A 16,249-nucleotide genomic window follows, 5' to 3' on the forward strand; every position below is an offset into this window, starting at 1 on the left:
TTTGCCCGATGGCGGTGCGGCTACGGCAGGCCTAATGCCTGCAGCAGCTTCGCGTCTGGTGCCAATGGTCCGCTAGCCGGGATGAGCGTCATGCCTTGCGCGTTGGAGTACTCCCACGCCGCCCATGGGATGCCAAACTGCTCCGCCTGTTGCCGCACCGCCGTTATATAACGGAAGCGGTCTGCTTCGAAGGCGCCCCTGCGGCCATCATCCGACATCAGGATGACGCCGAACTCGCCCATGAAGAGCCGCTGGGTTGGAATGCCATGCTCGCCGGCCCAATCCGTCGCCTGACGGAATCGGGCCTCGAGCTGACTTTGCCCCCAATTCTCCCAGAAATATTGGGCGATCCGGGGACGGGCTCTGGACAGGTTCAACTGCTGGTTAGCGGCGCTCACGCCTGCGACGTCCATTTGTGATTTAAGCGTTTCGATCACCACTTCGGGCGTGCTGGCGTCGGCAGGCCAGGGAAGGCCGGAAACGAATGCCCCGTCGGGCTTTCCGGAGCGCTGATGCGTGAAACTGTGAGGCTCATACATGTGGAAGCTGTAATAGATGTTCGGATCGTCGAAGGTGGGATCGAGGTTGATCAATCCGCCAATGCCACCGCCACAGGCGCCTGTTGCGACAATGGTGAGTTCGGTACTGACCGTGCGAATATCGCGAACAGTGGCCGTCATGATGCGCTGCCAGTCATCGGTGCTGCGCCAATCGCACGGGTCGTACGCCGGTTCGTTGAAAGGTTCGAGCGCTACCTTGTCGGTTCCAAACTTGACCAGCATGGCAGCGACCTCCACGACCATCTTGCGATAGTCGGCAACGCCCTTGCTGTCGGCGCCCCCGTTGACCATGTCGATGCTGTAGGCCGGAACCTGGGCTGCGCTATGGATGTCGAAAACCACCTTGAGGCCGGAAGCCGTGATCCGCTCCACCGCCGATGAAAGTATGTCGAGAGCCTGCTGTCGTTTGGCCCCCTGATTGGCGAGGATCGGGCCGGGATCGATGGCCAGCCGTACAAAGTCGAAGCCCATCGATCGAATGCGTGCAAACTCGGCCTCGCCACCGCCGGGCCAATCGACATCAGGCCTGCTTTCCTTGAGCCATTCCATATCGCTGCGATAGGGCGGCCACCTGTACGATCCGTCTTTCTCGACCGGCGACCAGTTGAGCCAATCGTGCAGACCAATGCCGCGTTTGAGGGACAGGGCGGCAGCTTCGGCGGTCATCGCCATGCCGAGCGTCCATATGGCAATGCACACGACCCTTAGGAAAGGTGCGCCTTTCGCAGAAACGCCTGGATGCTCCAACTCCTTGTTTTTGCGCAATTGCGGACGCAGAACGACTGCGCACTTTTGCTGCAATTGCTCGAGCATCGCTGATCTCCGCGCGTTCATCGTGTTGGCTGCATCCGAGTGGTTATTTTCGGACATTTAACTGTTGTGCTAGAATTGATCTGCTAGTGACGTTATCAGGCGTATCTTGGCCGTTGCAGCCGCCATGATCCACTTGTTGCAGGCAACATGCAGCAGATTGCGTTCGTAATTCACCGGATCGCCATTTCACGGCTGGGGAGCTGGCGCACTGATGTTTTCTGAGTTCGTCACGAAGATTGCGGAAAAACTTTCCAATATCAATCTGCCGGTTCTCGGTCTCCTTTTGGCCACCGCATTGGGCAGTGCCCTGATCGTCTACTGGCGAACCGTCGAGCATAAATCCTTCCGGGACTTCTTCGATTTCGCCTTTCCGGCAGAAGTCATCCTGCACCCGTCGGCGCGCGCAGATTTCTTGTTCTGGATCACCAAGAAGTTGATGATGCCCGTCCTGCTCATTCCTGCCGGCGTCGTATTCGTCGCCAGTGTGGGCTATGCGACAAAAGAGTCGCTCGGCTGGCTCTTCGGCATTTCGGCGCCGCTCATCAACGGGCCGGCCGGACCAGTGACGCTTATTCTGTTCACTGCGACCATGCTGATCGCCTACGACATCTCTTACTATCTGTACCATGTCGCCCAGCATCGCTTCCCGTTTCTCTGGGAACTGCACAAGGTGCATCATTCGGCGGAAGTGATGGTGGGGATAACCAAGGATCGGGTTCATCCGCTGGACGATCTGATGAACCGTGCCTGGGATGGCGTTATCCCGGGAATCTGCTTCGGCATATGGAGCGTGATTGCGCTGAATCCCGTGGAGGTCGCCGTCTTCGGCATCAATGTCTACGTCATCCGCAACATCCTGATGATGGACTTTGTCCGCCACACCCATCTAAAGATTTCATTCGGCCCGCTGGACAACATCATCCTGTCTCCGCATTGGCACCAGGTGCACCACAGCGTGAACCCCAAGCATTATGACAAGAATTTCGGCCTGCTATTCTCGTTCTGGGATCGCCTGTTCGGAACGCATTTCGTGCCCGATCCGGACGAGGAACTCAAATTCGGTCTGATGGACCGGGATGTGCGCGACTATCAATCGCTCTACGGCCTCTACATCCTGCCACTCAAGAAGATGGCAGGACACATCGTTCGATTCTTCAAAAGACGCCCCACAACTGTCGCGCAGCCGGAAGATCGTCTTCAACCATGAATGAAACCGTCGCGATCGACACTCTCGGAACGGAGCGTTTGGAGATCGTCAGCTCGGCAGATCGCCTGGCTGCCGTCGAATCCGCGTGGACGGAACTGTGGCAGCGAACCGACAGTTTGATCTTCCAAAGCCATGGCTGGATTTCGGCCTGGTGGGGCACGGTGCGCGATCGTGATCAGCGCTCGCTGCGGATAGGCCTGATCTGGAACGGCGATCGGCTGGTCGCCGTCATACCCTTGGCGATCGGAAGGCGCAAAGGCCTTCGGTTCCTCGAATGGGCCGCCACAAGCTATACGGATTACGGGGACATCCTGGTTGCACCGGAATGCTCCCAATCGGCCCTCGACCAATTGTGGGCCCGTGTATGGTCGAAAGGCGGTTTCGATATCGCCTTCATCAACCGCCTGTTGCCAGATGCGGCAGCCCAGCGGGTGTTCAAACCCGGCGTTTCCGGCGGCATCAAGCTTCGCCGCGATCATCGGGAAGAGGTCAGCTATCGTGTGGCCGGGCAGTGGGCGAACGGAGCCGAATGGCTGGCGACGCATCCGAAGAAAACCCGTCAGAATTATCGGCGTGGCCTCAAGATGCTGGAAGAGGCCGGCGAAGTGAAGTTTCGCCTGCTTGCACCTGATGAGCCGCTGGCGCCGGTGCTGGAGCGGCTATCCGTTCTCAAGCGCAGATGGCTGGTGCAGCAGTCGCTCGAATCCGATCTTTTCCAGGAAGGCGAGGCCGTGCTTGCGGCACTGGTGGACGTGCTTGCGCGCGCCGGTGTGCTTCGCATTTTTGTGATCGAGTGTAATGGCGCGATGGTCGCGGTCTCCATCAACATCGTCCAGAACGACGTTATGATGGCATTCGTCACGACCTATGATCCGGAGTTCAGCCGGGCCTCGCCGGGTATGGTCCTGATCGTGGACTACATACAATGGTCGATCGATCATGGGTTGCGGATGGTCGATTTCCTTTGTGGCGGCTACGCCTTCAAGAGCAGATTCGCAACCGAGGGTGTGACGCTCCAGTCGGTGCTTGGAGCGCGCACGCCGCAGGGCAAACTTGCTTCCTTTGCCGACCGTGTCAGGCAGAAGATCAAAAACAGGCGCGCAATCGGGTCCGAGCAGGCCACCTTGCCGGAAGAGGCGGCTTAAAAGCCGCCTGGCCGTTATTCCTATCGAGCCTTCAACAACTGGTCGATGAATTCCTGAGCGATCTTTGGCGGGTGGCGGTTGGGCGGTAGCAGCAGCAAGGTGCGGAAAAAGATCGCCGGCTCGAAGGGGCGCAGCACAAGGTTGCCGTTCAGATAAGGTTGCGCTGTCAGCGGGTTGACCATGCCGCAACCCAGTCCCGCATCGACCATCGCGCAGATGGTCGTCGAATAGGGAGTCTCCAGAACGATCTTGGGTTGGATGCCATGATCGGCGAAGATCGCCTCGGCTGCGCGCCGGGTTGTATCTTCAGGCGCCAGCGCGATGAAGGGTTGGCCATCCAGGTCCGCCGGGCGGATCACATCCTTGGACGTTAGCGTATGCCCTTTGGGGAACGCCATTTCCACCCTGTAGTCCTGGAACGCGCGGGCCTCGACGCCGGCAAGATCAATCTCGTCGGCCGCCAGGCCGACGTCGAACTGTCCCGACGCCACCAATTCCTTCACTTCGGAGGAGAGGCGAGCCTGGAAGGTGATGGCTACATCGGGATGCTTCAGCTGAAAACTCTTCAACGCCTTGGGCATGACATTGGTGCTGAGGGCCGAAAGGCTGGCGACCTTGATCTCGCCTGAGCCGAAATCGCGGATCCGGGCGGCCGCACCTCTGAGATGAACGAGTCCGGAGAAAGAGGTTTCGACCTCGTGGAAGAAGAGATTCCCTTCCGCTGTCGGCGACATCCGGCCCTTGATGCGATGAAACAGCGGGAAACCGATCACCCGTTCCAGTTCCTGGATAGCTTTGCTCACTGCCGGCTGGGAGATGCGCAATATCTCGGCGGCCCGCGAAGCCGTTCCCGTCTTCATCACCGCGTGGAAGACCTCGATCTGCCGCAGATTCATCGACATTGTATAACCTGGATGAATAATAAGAAGCAATCTTAGTATTGGACGGAATAGCTTTCAATATGTTTGGTTCGGGTCCAAATCCAAGGAATATCGACCATGAACGACCTGACCCGGTGTGTGATCACGCCAAAAGTAAAGATGGAGGGGTTTGATCCTCTGGGGCCGGCGATCCATCGCGCTTCCACCATCGTTTTCGAGAACGCGGCAGCCTACGCCAACCGCCTTGAGCGGGGGCCGGATGGCTATTCCTATGGCCTCTACGGTACGCCGACGACGCGCACGTTGGAGCGCAAGCTGTCGGAGCTCGAACGGGGCGGCCGCACGCTTCTGGTGCCGTCGGGCCAGGCAGCGAACACCATCGCGATGCTTGCCTTTCTCAGGGCAGGCGACAAGGTCCTGATCGCAGACACCGTCTACCCGCCGATGCGCGATTTCGCCGACAGCGACCTGCCCAAATTCGGCGTGACCGTCGACTATTACGATCCAACATCACCGGCGGAAGTCGAACGGCTGATCGATGAGCGCACCCGGATCGTCTGGTGCGAGTCGCCGGGTTCCACCACCATGGAGGTCCAGGATCTGCCGAAGATAGCAGAGATCGCACATCGCTACGGCGCGCTGGTCGGGTGCGACAATACATGGGCGACACCGCTGAATTTCAAGCCACTCATGCACGGTGCCGATATCGTCACGGAAGCCCTGACCAAATATGTCGCCGGCCATTCGGATGTCCTGATGGGCTCGATCTCGGTGTCGGATGAGGCGCATTTCCTGACCATCCGCTCGAGCATGGGGCGGTTGGGCATAGGTGTTTCGCCGGACGATGCGTCGCTGGTTCTGCGCGGCATGGAGACACTGGGCGTCAGGATGAAACATGCCCACGAAGGGGCGATGGCGGCGATCGACTGGCTGCAAGGCCATCTGCTTGTCGAGCGCGTACTTTACCCGGCGCTTGTCGATTGCCCCGGCCACGACATCTGGAAGCGCGATTTTCTTGGTGCAAGCGGCGTCTTCAGCGTCATCTTCGTGCCGGAGGCTGTCGAACATGTGTCTGCAGCGCTCGATGCGCTCGAAACCTTTGCCATTGGCGCGTCGTGGGGAGGAACGCGCAGCCTGGTCGCACCGATGCCAGTCAAGGTGAACCGCACTGCCACGAAGTGGATCGGCAATGATCTGGTTCTGCGTGTCAGCATCGGACTGGAAGCGCATGAGGACCTGATGGCCGATCTCCAGCGCATGCTGCGCACCATCGAAATGCGGATCGCCACCGGTCTTTCGCGCGCAGTGCCTCACTCCGCAGCACGCTGAGCCGCAGATCTCTTGTGAGAAGCGGCCGGCGTGACGCCGACCGCTTTATCGCCTGCTTGGCATGTGCAGCGGATCAGTCTGCCCACATTGCGTCAGGCACGACCACCAGCTTGCCGACGAAGTCCTTGGCCATGAAGTCGGTCTGGGCCTTGTGGAAGTCCGAGAGCCGATAGACGCCGCCGACCAGTGGCTTGATCTTCTTCTGTTCGATGTAGCGCACGATGCGGCGGAAATCCGCACGTGTGCCTTGCGAGGAGCCATGCAGCTGAAGCTGCTTCAGATACATGGTCCTGAGATCGAGCTGCACCACCGGGCCGGCGATCGCGCCGGCCGTGGTGTAGCGGCCTTCCGGTCGCAGGATGCGGAGCAGGTCGTTGAAGGCCGGACCGCCGACGAGGTCGGCGACCACGTCGACCGGCTTGCCGCCGGTCGCCTCGGCAACGGCACCAGGCAGGTCGGCGACGCCGCGTGTGATTACCTTCTCCGCACCGATGTCGAGCAGTGCCTGCTCCTTGCCCTTGCCGACCACGGCATAAGGGATGGCACCACGTGCGCGGGCCAGTTGTACGATGCCCGATCCGACACCGCCGGAAGCGCCGGTGACGAGCACGCGCTCGCCTGCTTTCAACCCGGCGCGTTCCAGCATCTGCTCGCCGGTCAGGTAAGCGCAGCAGAAGGTTGCGAGCTCGATGTCGCTGAGGTTCGTGTTCACCACATGCGCGTTCTCGGCCGGCACAAGCTGGTATTCGGCGTAACCGCCGTCGCGGCCGTGGCCCATATAGTCGATGTCAGCCAGGGAATCGTCTTCGCGGTTGTAGATGGAGAAGTCCACCATCACCCGTTCGCCGAGCCGCTTGGGGGACACGCCTTCGCCGACGGCGACGATCGCGCCCACCGTGTCGGTGCCCTGGATGCGCGGAAAGGTCAGCGTGTTGCCCTGGCGGCGCCAGGTCGAAACGGCTGCCGCATCTTCTTCCGTGCCGTAGGCGCCTTGGCGCACCCACACGTCGGTGTTGTTCATGCCGCAGGCCGTCACCTTGACCAGCACTTCGCCGGCGGCAGGTTTCGGCATCTGTACGTCGGTGCGGTAGACGAGCTTCTCGAGCCCGCCATGGCCGGTCAACAGCACAGCGGCCATGGTGTCGGGCAAAGGTTTAGCAATCGCATTCATGATCGGGTCTCAGATCCTGGAAAATACGGTCTTCACCGCATCCGCCGTCTTCTCGACGATGGTGTCGGCTTCCTGCCTGGTCAGGCACAGTGGCGGCGCGAAGCCCAGTATGTCGCCCTGCGGCATTGCGCGGGCAATGACACCGCGTTCCAGCAGGGCTGCGGCTACCTGCGGCCCGATCTTTTCGGAAGCGTCGAAGAAGACACGTCCGTCGCGGTCCTTGACGAATTCCACCGCCGCCAGCATGCCTTCACCGCGCACTTCACCGACATTTTTGTGGCCGCCGACCGCCTTGCTCAGTTGCTGGTTGAGATAAGCGCCGGTTTCGCCGGCATTCTCCACCAGACCCATCTCGTCGATGAGCTCCAGATTGGCGACGCCGGCCGCCGCGCAGATCGGATGGGCAGAATAAGTCCAGCCATGGCCGATCGGACCGAGCTTGTCGGAGCCTTCCACCAGCACCTTCCACATCTTGTCGCCGACGATCACGCCGGAAAGCGGCGCATAAGCCGAGGTCAGTCCCTTGGCGATGGTGATGAGGTCGGGCTTCATGCCGTAATGGTCGGAGCCGAACATCGAGCCCAGCCGGCCAAAGCCGGTCACCACTTCGTCGGCCACCAGCAGGATGTCGTATTTGGCAAGCACCGCCTGGATCTTCTGCCAGTAGCCGGCAGGGGGCGGTACGATGCCACCGGTGCCGAGCACGGGCTCGCCGATGAAGGCAGCGATCGTTTCGGGACCTTGCGCGAGGATCAACGCTTCGAGCTGGTCGGCGCAATATTGCGAAAACTGTTCTTCGGACTGCGAGCGGTCGGCGCGGCGATAATAGTAGGGCGCTTCCGTGTGCAGGATGGGCGCGCGCGGCAGGTCGAAGGCGTTGTGGAAGCCGGCAAGGCCGGTCAGCGAACCGGTCATCACGCCCGAGCCGTGATAGCCCCGCCAGCGCGAGATGATCTTCTTCTTCTCAGGCTTGCCGCGGACGTTGTTGTAGTACCAGATCAGCTTGATGTTCGTTTCGTTGGCGTCGGAACCCGACAGGCCGAAATAGACGCGCGACATGCCTTGCGGCGCGCGATCGATGATCATCTTGGCCAGCCGGATCGAGGTCTCGGTGCCGTGGCCGACATAGGCGTGGTAGTAGGCAAGGCTCTTCGCCTGCTCGGCAATGGCGTCGGCGATCTTCTGGCGACCGTAGCCGACATTGACGCAATAGAGGCCGGCGAAGGCATCGAGGCTCTTCTTGCCGGTCGTATCCCAAATCGTCACGCCTTCGCCCCCGGCCATGACGCGGTTCGGCATTTCGCCGCGCGCATGCATCCCCATATGGGTCGAAGGGTGGAAGAAGTGATCGCGATCCCAGGTGGCGAATTCGTTGGATTGCTGCAGCATGTCGTCTCCTTTTTGTCTCAGCCGCCGGCTTATGCCAGGTCGAAGCAGATGTATTTGAGGTCGGTGAAGGCTTCGAGGCCGTGGCGCGAGCCTTCGCGCCCGAGGCCGGATTGTTTGATGCCGCCGAAGGGGATGGGCGCGCCGGTGATCTTGACCCGGTTGACGGCCACCATGCCGTATTCAAGCGCGCTTGCCAGCCGGCGCTGGCGCGCGCCGTTCTCGGTAACGGCATAGGCGACAAGCCCGTATTCGGATGCATTGGCGCGGGCGACGATTTCGTCTTCGGTGTCGAAGGGCGTGATCGCCGCCACCGGGCCGAACGTCTCCTCATGCATGATCAGCGCATCGTCGGAGAGGTCGGCCAGCACGGTCGGCTGGTAGAACAGGGAGCCGGCCGCATCGCGCTCGCCGCCGCAGAGCAGGCGCGCGCCTTTGGCGATGGCATCCTTCACCTGTTCATCGACTTTCTTCACTGCCCGCTCATGCATCAGCGGGCCGATGTCGCTGTCGCCGGCAAGGCCGGCGCCCACCTTCAATTCTGCGACCCTTTCGGTGAAGGCTGCGCAGAATCGGTCGTAGAGCGGCCGTTCGACATAGATGCGGTTGGCGGCGAGGCAATCCTGCCCCGAGGTAGCGAACTTAGCATCGATCGCGATCTTCACAGCCTTGTCGACGTCGGCATCGGCAAAGACGATCAGTGGTGCATGCCCGCCCAGTTCCATCACCAGACGCTTCATTGTCGGTGCGCATTGCGCGGCGATCAGCCGGCCGATCTCGGTCGAACCGGTGAAGCTCATCGCCCGGACACGCGCATCGGCGCAAAGCTCACCGACGATGGTGGCAGCATCGCCGGTGACCACGTTGAAGACACCAGCGGGCACGCCGGCGCGCTCGCCAAGCTCAGCCAGGGCAAGCGCCGAAAGCGGGGTCTCGGAGGATGGATGGGCAACGATGGTGCAGCCGGCGGCAAGTGCCGCCGCCGCCTTGCGCGTGAGCATGGCGGAAGGAAAATTCCACGGCGTCACCACGCCGACGACGCCGAGCGCCTCGCGGCGCACGGCCATCTCAGCGCCGGGCAGATGGCTGGTGACGGTCTCCACATTCAGCCGTTTCGCTTCCTCGGCATACCATTCGACGAAGGAGGCGGCATAGTCGATTTCGCCGAGTGATTCCTGCAGCGGTTTGCCTTGCTCAAGCGTCATCAGCAGAGCGAGATCGTCCTTCGCTGCGACGATCAACTCGAACCATTTGCGCAGGATGTTCGACCGCTGCTGCGGCAGCAGGGCTTTCCAGCTGGGCAGGGCGCGGGCGGCCGCGTCGACGGCCTTGCCTGTCTGGGCGGCATCAAGGGCAGCAACCCAGGCCAGGTTCGCGCCAGTGGCTGGATCGGTCACCTCGAAGCCTGCGGCGACATCGCTCGCGGTCCAATGCCCGTCGACATAGGCATGCTCGCGATAGAGCCGCCGGTCGATCAGGCCATCGAGCGCTTCATGGCGCTGCTGGCGGGCGAAATGGGCGTGAGCGGACATGACAGGCCTCCGTGTCGATGCCTGCAGTCTAGGGACGGTGACGCGAGAGAAAGACCATTCCGCATGCGTCTGGCGGAGAGTTTCTCTCTTCTGGCGGGATGGAATAGAGAGTTTAGTAAGCCGCGCCCGGCGATAGAGAGGGCCTGGATAAGTGGTGGCTCAGTCGCTCGCAAGAAGCTCGGGCAACGGCAGTACGGCCTCGTCTTTCACCGTTTTGATGACGATGTAGGTGAAGTAGCGATCGATGCCGAGTTCGCGTTCAAGCAGCGCATCGACCAGGCGCTGGTAGGCGTCGATGTCGGAGGTCATGACCTTGAGCAGGTAGTCGACGCCACCGCCCACTGACCAGCAGGCGACGATCTCGGGAATGTCGCGGATGGCGCGCTCGAAACGTTCGAAATCGGCCTGCCTGTGGGCACCCAGGGTCACTTCCATCAGCACGGTGGCGATGGGAGCGATGGCGCGCATGGCGATGCGGGCGTGATAGCCTGAGACGATGCCGGCCTTTTCCAGCTTCGCCAGCCGCATCCAGCAGGGCGTCGGCGACAATCCCACTTGCTCGGCCAGCGCCAGCTTGGTGATGCGCCCGTCGCGCTGGATGGCGTCGAGGATCTTCAGATCGATCGCGTCGAGTTTCAGTCCGGTCATATTCGTTGCTTTTCCTGTCGCCAACACCATGCCGGTGCATGATTCCGATTGTCAATTGCACTGATTTCGATCTCTAATGAAGTCATGACATTGTGGCGCCCCGATCCGGCGTTGATCCGCCGTCCTGCTTACCTATCGCTGGCCGACCAGTTCGCGCGCGCCATTCATGATGGCCGGCTGGCGAATGGCGAACGGTTGCCGACGCATCGAGCGCTGGCGGACGAGCTGAAACTGTCGGTACAGACGGTCAGCCGTGCCTACGAGGAATTGATCCGCCGCGGACTCATCGCCGGCGAAATCGGTCGCGGCTCCTTCGTGCAGACGCAGCGGCGGGAGCCGGACCCACCCTATCTGCCGGAGCGTCCGGGCGAAGTGATCGACCTGTCGATCCTGAAACCGGTCTGCGAGCCGATGCATCTGGAGAAATTGAAACAGGCGCTCGGCTGGCTGGCCGAGACGCTGCCGGCGAGTTCCGCACTGTCGTTCCGGCCGAACATGGTGTTTCCGCGCCATCGCGCGGTGGCCGCCGAATGGCTGAAACTGTGCGGTCTGGAGGCTTCTCCGCAGAACATTACCCTTACCAACGGGGCGACCGCCGGTATGACGGTGGCGCTGATGAGCGTTGCGCCGCCTGGCTCGACCGTGGTGACCGAAGCGATCGGCCATCACACCCTGGTGCCGCTGGCGCGCTATCTCGGCTTCCATCTGGAAGGCCTGCCCATCGACGACCATGGTATCCTGCCCGAGGCGCTGGATCAGGCCTGCCAGCTTGCCGACATCCGTGCCGTCTTCGTGCAGCCTTCGGTCATCAATCCCACCGCGACCTTGATGGGCGGCATACGGCGCTCGCAGATAGCCGAAGTGGCACGCAAGCACGACATCGCCATCATCGAGAACGATGTGCTGGGCCCGTTGCTGGAGGATCGCCCGCCGCCGGTCGCCTATTTCGCGCCGGAACGCACCCTCTACGTGACCTCGTTCTCCAAGATCACCGTGCCCGGCCTGCGCATCGGCTATCTTGCAGCGCCTGACCGCTACGTCGCGGCGGTGGCGAACCGGCACCTCGTGTCGAACTGGATGGCCACGCCCATGGTCGCCGAGATCGCCAGCAAATGGGTGGCGGACGGCACCGCCATGGAACTGGTGCGCTGGCAGCGCGCCGCCGTCCGGCGGCGCCATGACATTGCGGCCGAGACCTTGGCCGGGGTTGAGTTTCGAGCGCACAACGACGGGCTGCATCTGTGGCTGCCGCTGCCGGAGGACCGGGCTGAGGAGGGGTTCGTGGCCCAGGCGCGGCTGCAGGGTGTGGCGATCGCGCCCGGTGCTTCGTTCCGTATCTCCGAAGCTCCGTGGCATCCAGCCGTACGCATCTCGATCGGGTCGACCACCGAGAGCGAGCTCCGCACCGGCCTTGGCGTCGTCACGCGCCTATTGCTCAGCGACCCTGAACATCTTCTGCTGGCAATCTAGCCAATCCTGCCCGAAAATCGGGCAGAATTGGAAAAATTGTCATGATATTATTTTGGCAATTGACATGATTTTGTTGCTTCCCCATCGTTAGGAGAGAACGAGTTCTCCAACACGGGGATAGACGATTGGCCGCGCCCATCATCAAGATCGACGCGATTTCGAAGAGCTTCGGGGCCTTCAAGGTGCTGGACGGGCTTTCGATGCAGGTGATGCCCGGCGAGAAGCTGGCGCTGATCGGTCCATCGGGGTCGGGCAAGACCACGATCCTGCGCATCCTGATGACGCTCGAGCGCATCGATGGCGGTCACATCGAGATCGAAGGCGAGCAGCTCTATCACATGGAGCGCGAGGGTGTGCTGGTGCCGGCCAGCGAGCGGCATCTCGCCAGGATGCGCCAGAAGATCGGCATGGTCTTCCAGCTCTTCAACCTGTTCCCGCACAAATGCGTTCTCGATAACGTCACCCTTGCGCCAATGCTGACCAAGGGTATGCCGCGTGCCGCCGCCGAGAAGCGGGCGATGGAACTGCTCGATATGGTCGGCCTGGCCGACAAGGCCAAGGCGATGCCCGCGCAGCTCTCAGGCGGCCAGAAACAGCGTGTGGCGATCGCCAGGGCATTGGCTTTGTCGCCCAAGATCATGCTCTTCGACGAAGTGACTTCGGCGCTCGATCCAGAACTGGTCGGCGAAGTGCTGAACGTCATGCGCAAGCTCGCCGCCGAGACCGACATGACCATGCTTCTGGTCACGCACGAGATGGGTTTTGCCCACGATTTCGCAGACCGGGTGCTGTTCTTCGACCGCGGCAAGATCGTGGAAGAAGGCAAGCCCGACGACATTTTCCGCCATCCTAAAGAGGAGCGAACACAAAGCTTCCTGAAGAAGATCATCGCGGCAGGACATCGCGTCTGATCGCGGAGGAAAGTGAACGATGCCGCGCAAGCGGCAAGACGACGACCAACAAAAACCGAAAAAGATGGAGCTGGGAACAAATGAGGAAATTCGCAACCACGGCAGCTATCGCCAGTTTCGCGCTGGGTGTTTTGGCCGCCACCACCGTCGGCAGCCGCGCTGACGACAGCAAGCTCGAACAACTGAAGAGCCAGGGGTTTGCTCGCCTGGCCATCGCCAACGAGCCGCCCTATACGGCGGTTGCGGCCGACGGCAAGGTTTCCGGCGCCGCTCCGGACGTCGCACGCGAGATCTTCAAACGGCTCGGCGTGGCTGACGTCGCCGCTTCGATCTCCGAATATGGCGCGATGATCCCTGGCCTGCAGGCCGGACGTTTCGACGTGGTGACTGCAGGCCTGTTCATGAAGCCCGAGCGTTGCGCTGCCGTCGCGTATTCCGAGCCGGTGCTGTGCGACGCCGAAGCCATGCTGGTGAAGAAGGGCAATCCCAAGGGCTTCAAGAGCTATGAGGATGTTGCCAAGGACACGGCTGCCACCATCGGCGCGCCGGGCGGCGGCACCGAGGAGAAGCTGGCGCTGAATGCCGGCGTCCCGCGCGAACGTGTCATCGTGGTGCCGGATGGCCAGAGCGGCATCAAGATGTTGCAGGATGGCCGCATCGATGCCTATTCGCTGCCGGTGCTCTCCATCAACGACCTGATGAAGAAGGCCAACGACCCGAACCTTGAAGTCATCGCGCCGGTGCAAGGTGCGCCGGTCTATTGTGATGGCGCTGCCTTCAACAAGAAGGACACTGCACTTCGCGATGCCTTCGACGTCGAACTGGCGAAGATGAAGAAGTCCGGCGAGTTCGCGAAGATCATCGAGCCTTATGGCTTCTCGGCTAAGGCGGCGCTTTCGACGTCGCGCGAAAAGCTCTGCGCGGCCAAGTAAGCGGTTTTCCTTCTTCCCGTTCATGGGGAGAAGGTGGCCCGAAGGGCCGGATGAGGGCTGTGACAGTCTCGAAAGTCTGGTGCCGCCCCTCATCTGCCTGCCGGCATCTTCTCCCCATGAACGGGGAGAAGAAAATCGCCACACCGTTTTCGTCAACCGGAAGACCCGATGATCGACTGGTCCGGATATCTCGACCTGATTTTGCAAGGAGCGCTGGTCACCATCAAGCTGACGCTGATGGGATCGGTGCTGGCGCTCATCATGGCGTTCCTGGCGGGGCTTGGCCGGTTGTCGCGTTTCTTCGCAGTGCGTGCGCTGGCCACTGCCTATATCGAGTTCTTTCGCGGAACCTCGATCTTCGTGCAGCTGTTCTGGGCTTACTTCGTGCTGCCCATGCTCGGCTTCGAACTGACGCCGCTGCAGGCTGGCGTGCTGGCGCTCGGCCTCAATGTCGGAGCCTATGCGGCCGAGGTCGTGCGCGGTGCCGTCCAATCGATCGGCAAGGAACAGTATGAAGCCTGCACGGCGCTCAATCTCGGTCGTTGGCAAGGCATGCGCCATGTCATCCTGCCGCAGGCCTTCCTGGTTATGCTGCCGACCTTCGGCAACAATGCCATCGAACTGCTCAAGGCCACCTCGGTCGTGTCGCTGATCTCTCTGGCCGACCTGACGTTCCAGGCACAGGTGGTGCGTGCCCAGACCGGAAACACGCTGGTGCCGTTCGCCGCCATCCTCATCATCTATTTCGTGTTGGCGATGCTGATTTCCTGGGGCACGCGCAGCCTGGAGCGCCGTCTGTCGCGCGGTCTCGACGGAGTGCGCGTCTGATGGAATGGGATTGGGCTTTCGTTCGCGAGATCATGCCGACCCTCCTCGAGGGCGTGAAGATCACCATTCTTGCCACTATCCTGGGGTCGGCGCTGGCGGCAGCGCTCGGGCTCGCCATCGCACTTCTGCGGCGTTCGGAAAATCGCATCGTCTCGCGCACGGTCGGCTTCCTCGCCGAATTCATCCGGGGCACGCCGCTGCTGGTCCAACTGTACTTCATCTTCTACGTACTGCCGGATTTCGGCCTGTTGCTGCCGCCGCTGACAGCGGGTGTCATCGGGCTTGGCCTGCACTACGGCACCTATGCGGCCGAAGTCTATCGCGCCGGCATTGACAACGTGCCGCGCGGACAATGGGAAGCGGCCAAGGCTTGTAACCTCAATGCCCGCCAGACCTGGATGCACGTCATCCTGCCACAGGCGATCCCACCGATGATCCCGGCGCTGGCCAATTATTTCATCGCCATGTTCAAGGAAACGCCGCTGCTTTCCGCCATCACGGTGCTGGAACTGATGAACCAGGCCAAGAGTGTCGCCAACACCTACTACCGCTATGTCGAGCCCATGACTCTGGTCGGCGTTTTCTTCCTCATCATCAGCCTGTTCTCGGTTGTGTTGTTGCGGTGGCTGGAGCGGCGCTACGGCAAGGTGGAGAGATAAGCATGGCACCCGATATCCGCCTGTATCCGGATCGCCCGGCGCTGGACCCGCGTCCGCTTGAAAAACGCGTCGGCCTGATCATCCTGGCGACAGATCACACCACCGAACCGGACTACCGGCGCATGGTGGCGAGCGAGCGCATCGGCGTCTATGTCGCCCGTGTCGCCTACGCCAACCCGACCACGCCGGAAAACCTGCGCAAGATGCAGCCGGCCCTGACCGAAGCGGCGGCCCTCATCCTACCGGACGAGAAGCTGGACGCCATTTGCTACTCCTGTACCTCGGCCTCGGTGGTCATCGGCGATGCTGAGATCGAGATCGCCATTCAGGCCGCCAGACCCGGAGTGACGGTGGTGACGCCGCCGATGGCGGCCATGCGAGGTCTCGAGGCGCTAGGCGCCAGGACGATCAGCGTGCTCACGCCCTATACGGTCGAGACCAGCCGGCCGATGGCTGAGTATTTTGTCCGTCACGGTTTCAACATCGCGTCCTTCACCTGCCTTGGCTTCGACGACGACCGCGAGATGGCGCGCATCGCGCCTGCGGCGCTGGTCCAGTTGGCGCGCCAGGCCATGCATCCGGATGCGGACGCGTTGTTCGTGTCCTGCACTGCGTTGCGTTCAGCGCTCGCCGCTGTGGCGATCGAGGAGGCCATCGGTCGCCCTGTCGTCACGTCCAATCAGGCGACCGCCTGGAATTGCCTGAGGCTCTGCGGCGACGACAGTGCCCATCCGGAATGCGGCCGGCTGATGACCAGCCCATTGCCGCGCGGCTGAT

General features: G+C 61.6%; 15 protein-coding genes. 9 read left to right on the forward strand and 6 right to left on the reverse strand.

All coding sequences use genetic code 11. The features are described from left to right. Positions 1–20 precede the first annotated feature (20 nt). A complete protein-coding gene (locus L4923_RS12775) occupies positions 21–1,232 on the reverse strand; it encodes a glycoside hydrolase family 5 protein (protein WP_239365494.1) in 1,212 nt (403 codons plus the stop codon). Between the two features lie 352 nt (positions 1,233–1,584). Between L4923_RS12775 and L4923_RS12780 the strand changes: the two genes are divergently transcribed. Both L4923_RS12780 and L4923_RS12785 read left to right on the forward strand, forming a co-directional pair. Then, positions 1,585–2,580, forward strand: a complete 996-nt coding sequence (locus L4923_RS12780) for a sterol desaturase family protein (RefSeq protein ID WP_239365496.1) — start codon at positions 1,585–1,587, stop codon at positions 2,578–2,580. Further along, positions 2,577–3,725: a GNAT family N-acetyltransferase gene (locus tag L4923_RS12785; protein WP_239365499.1), complete on the forward strand. Its 1,149-nt coding sequence runs from the start codon at positions 2,577–2,579 to the stop codon at positions 3,723–3,725. Before L4923_RS12780 ends, L4923_RS12785 begins: the two co-directional genes overlap by 4 nt. A 20-nt stretch (positions 3,726–3,745) precedes the next feature. On the opposite strand, the gene L4923_RS12790 is transcribed toward L4923_RS12785, so the two are convergent. Then, complete coding sequence (locus L4923_RS12790; protein WP_239365502.1) at positions 3,746–4,627, reverse strand: LysR substrate-binding domain-containing protein; 882 nt, start codon at positions 4,625–4,627, stop codon at positions 3,746–3,748. 96 nt (positions 4,628–4,723) lie between these two features. On the opposite strand from L4923_RS12790, the gene metC reads away from it, so the two are divergent. Beyond that, positions 4,724–5,935: a cystathionine beta-lyase gene (gene metC / locus L4923_RS12795; RefSeq protein WP_239365504.1), complete on the forward strand. Its 1,212-nt coding sequence runs from the start codon at positions 4,724–4,726 to the stop codon at positions 5,933–5,935. Between the two features lie 73 nt (positions 5,936–6,008). Here metC and L4923_RS12800 read toward each other — a convergent pair whose 3' ends face one another. The 4 genes from L4923_RS12800 to L4923_RS12815 form a co-directional block, all read right to left on the reverse strand. After that, positions 6,009–7,106 (reverse strand): alcohol dehydrogenase family protein, encoded by a 1,098-nt coding sequence (locus tag L4923_RS12800; RefSeq protein ID WP_239365508.1) that lies wholly within the window; start codon positions 7,104–7,106, stop codon positions 6,009–6,011. A gap of 9 nt (positions 7,107–7,115) precedes the next feature. Beyond that, a complete protein-coding gene (locus tag L4923_RS12805; RefSeq protein ID WP_239365511.1) occupies positions 7,116–8,495 on the reverse strand; it encodes an aspartate aminotransferase family protein in 1,380 nt (459 codons plus the stop codon). A 29-nt stretch (positions 8,496–8,524) separates the two neighbouring features. Continuing rightward, positions 8,525–10,024, reverse strand: a complete 1,500-nt coding sequence (locus L4923_RS12810; protein WP_239365514.1) for an NAD-dependent succinate-semialdehyde dehydrogenase — start codon at positions 10,022–10,024, stop codon at positions 8,525–8,527. Between the two features lie 159 nt (positions 10,025–10,183). Beyond that, complete coding sequence (locus L4923_RS12815; RefSeq protein WP_239365516.1) at positions 10,184–10,672, reverse strand: Lrp/AsnC family transcriptional regulator; 489 nt, start codon at positions 10,670–10,672, stop codon at positions 10,184–10,186. Positions 10,673–10,756: 84 nt separating this feature from the next. Here L4923_RS12815 and ehuR point away from each other — a divergent pair, with 84 nt between their 5' ends. The 6 genes from ehuR (at position 10,757) to eutA (ending at position 16,248) form a co-directional block, all read left to right on the forward strand. Next, positions 10,757–12,142: a MocR-like ectoine utilization transcription factor EhuR gene (gene ehuR, locus L4923_RS12820; RefSeq protein WP_239365518.1), complete on the forward strand. Its 1,386-nt coding sequence runs from the start codon at positions 10,757–10,759 to the stop codon at positions 12,140–12,142. 125 nt (positions 12,143–12,267) lie between these two features. Then, a complete protein-coding gene (gene ehuA, locus L4923_RS12825; protein ID WP_275448387.1) occupies positions 12,268–13,053 on the forward strand; it encodes an ectoine/hydroxyectoine ABC transporter ATP-binding protein EhuA in 786 nt (261 codons plus the stop codon). A gap of 80 nt (positions 13,054–13,133) precedes the next feature. Then, positions 13,134–13,985 (forward strand): ectoine/hydroxyectoine ABC transporter substrate-binding protein EhuB, encoded by an 852-nt coding sequence (gene ehuB, locus L4923_RS12830; RefSeq protein WP_239365521.1) that lies wholly within the window; start codon positions 13,134–13,136, stop codon positions 13,983–13,985. A gap of 168 nt (positions 13,986–14,153) precedes the next feature. Next, positions 14,154–14,813, forward strand: a complete 660-nt coding sequence (ehuC, locus tag L4923_RS12835) for an ectoine/hydroxyectoine ABC transporter permease subunit EhuC (protein ID WP_239365524.1) — start codon at positions 14,154–14,156, stop codon at positions 14,811–14,813. Then, positions 14,813–15,472, forward strand: coding sequence for an ectoine/hydroxyectoine ABC transporter permease subunit EhuD (gene ehuD, locus L4923_RS12840; protein ID WP_239365527.1), 660 nt, complete (start codon positions 14,813–14,815; stop codon positions 15,470–15,472). The genes ehuC and ehuD overlap by 1 nt, the downstream gene beginning before the upstream one ends. Before the next feature lie 2 nt (positions 15,473–15,474). After that, the gene (gene eutA, locus L4923_RS12845; RefSeq protein ID WP_275448388.1) at positions 15,475–16,248 is read left to right on the forward strand and encodes an ectoine utilization protein EutA; all 774 of its coding nucleotides are present in this window, start codon (positions 15,475–15,477) and stop codon (positions 16,246–16,248) included. Position 16,249: the final 1 nt, after the last annotated feature.

The sequence above is a fragment of the Terribium retamae genome (assembly GCF_022347545.1).
GTDB lineage: Bacteria > Pseudomonadota > Alphaproteobacteria > Rhizobiales > Rhizobiaceae > Mesorhizobium > Mesorhizobium retamae.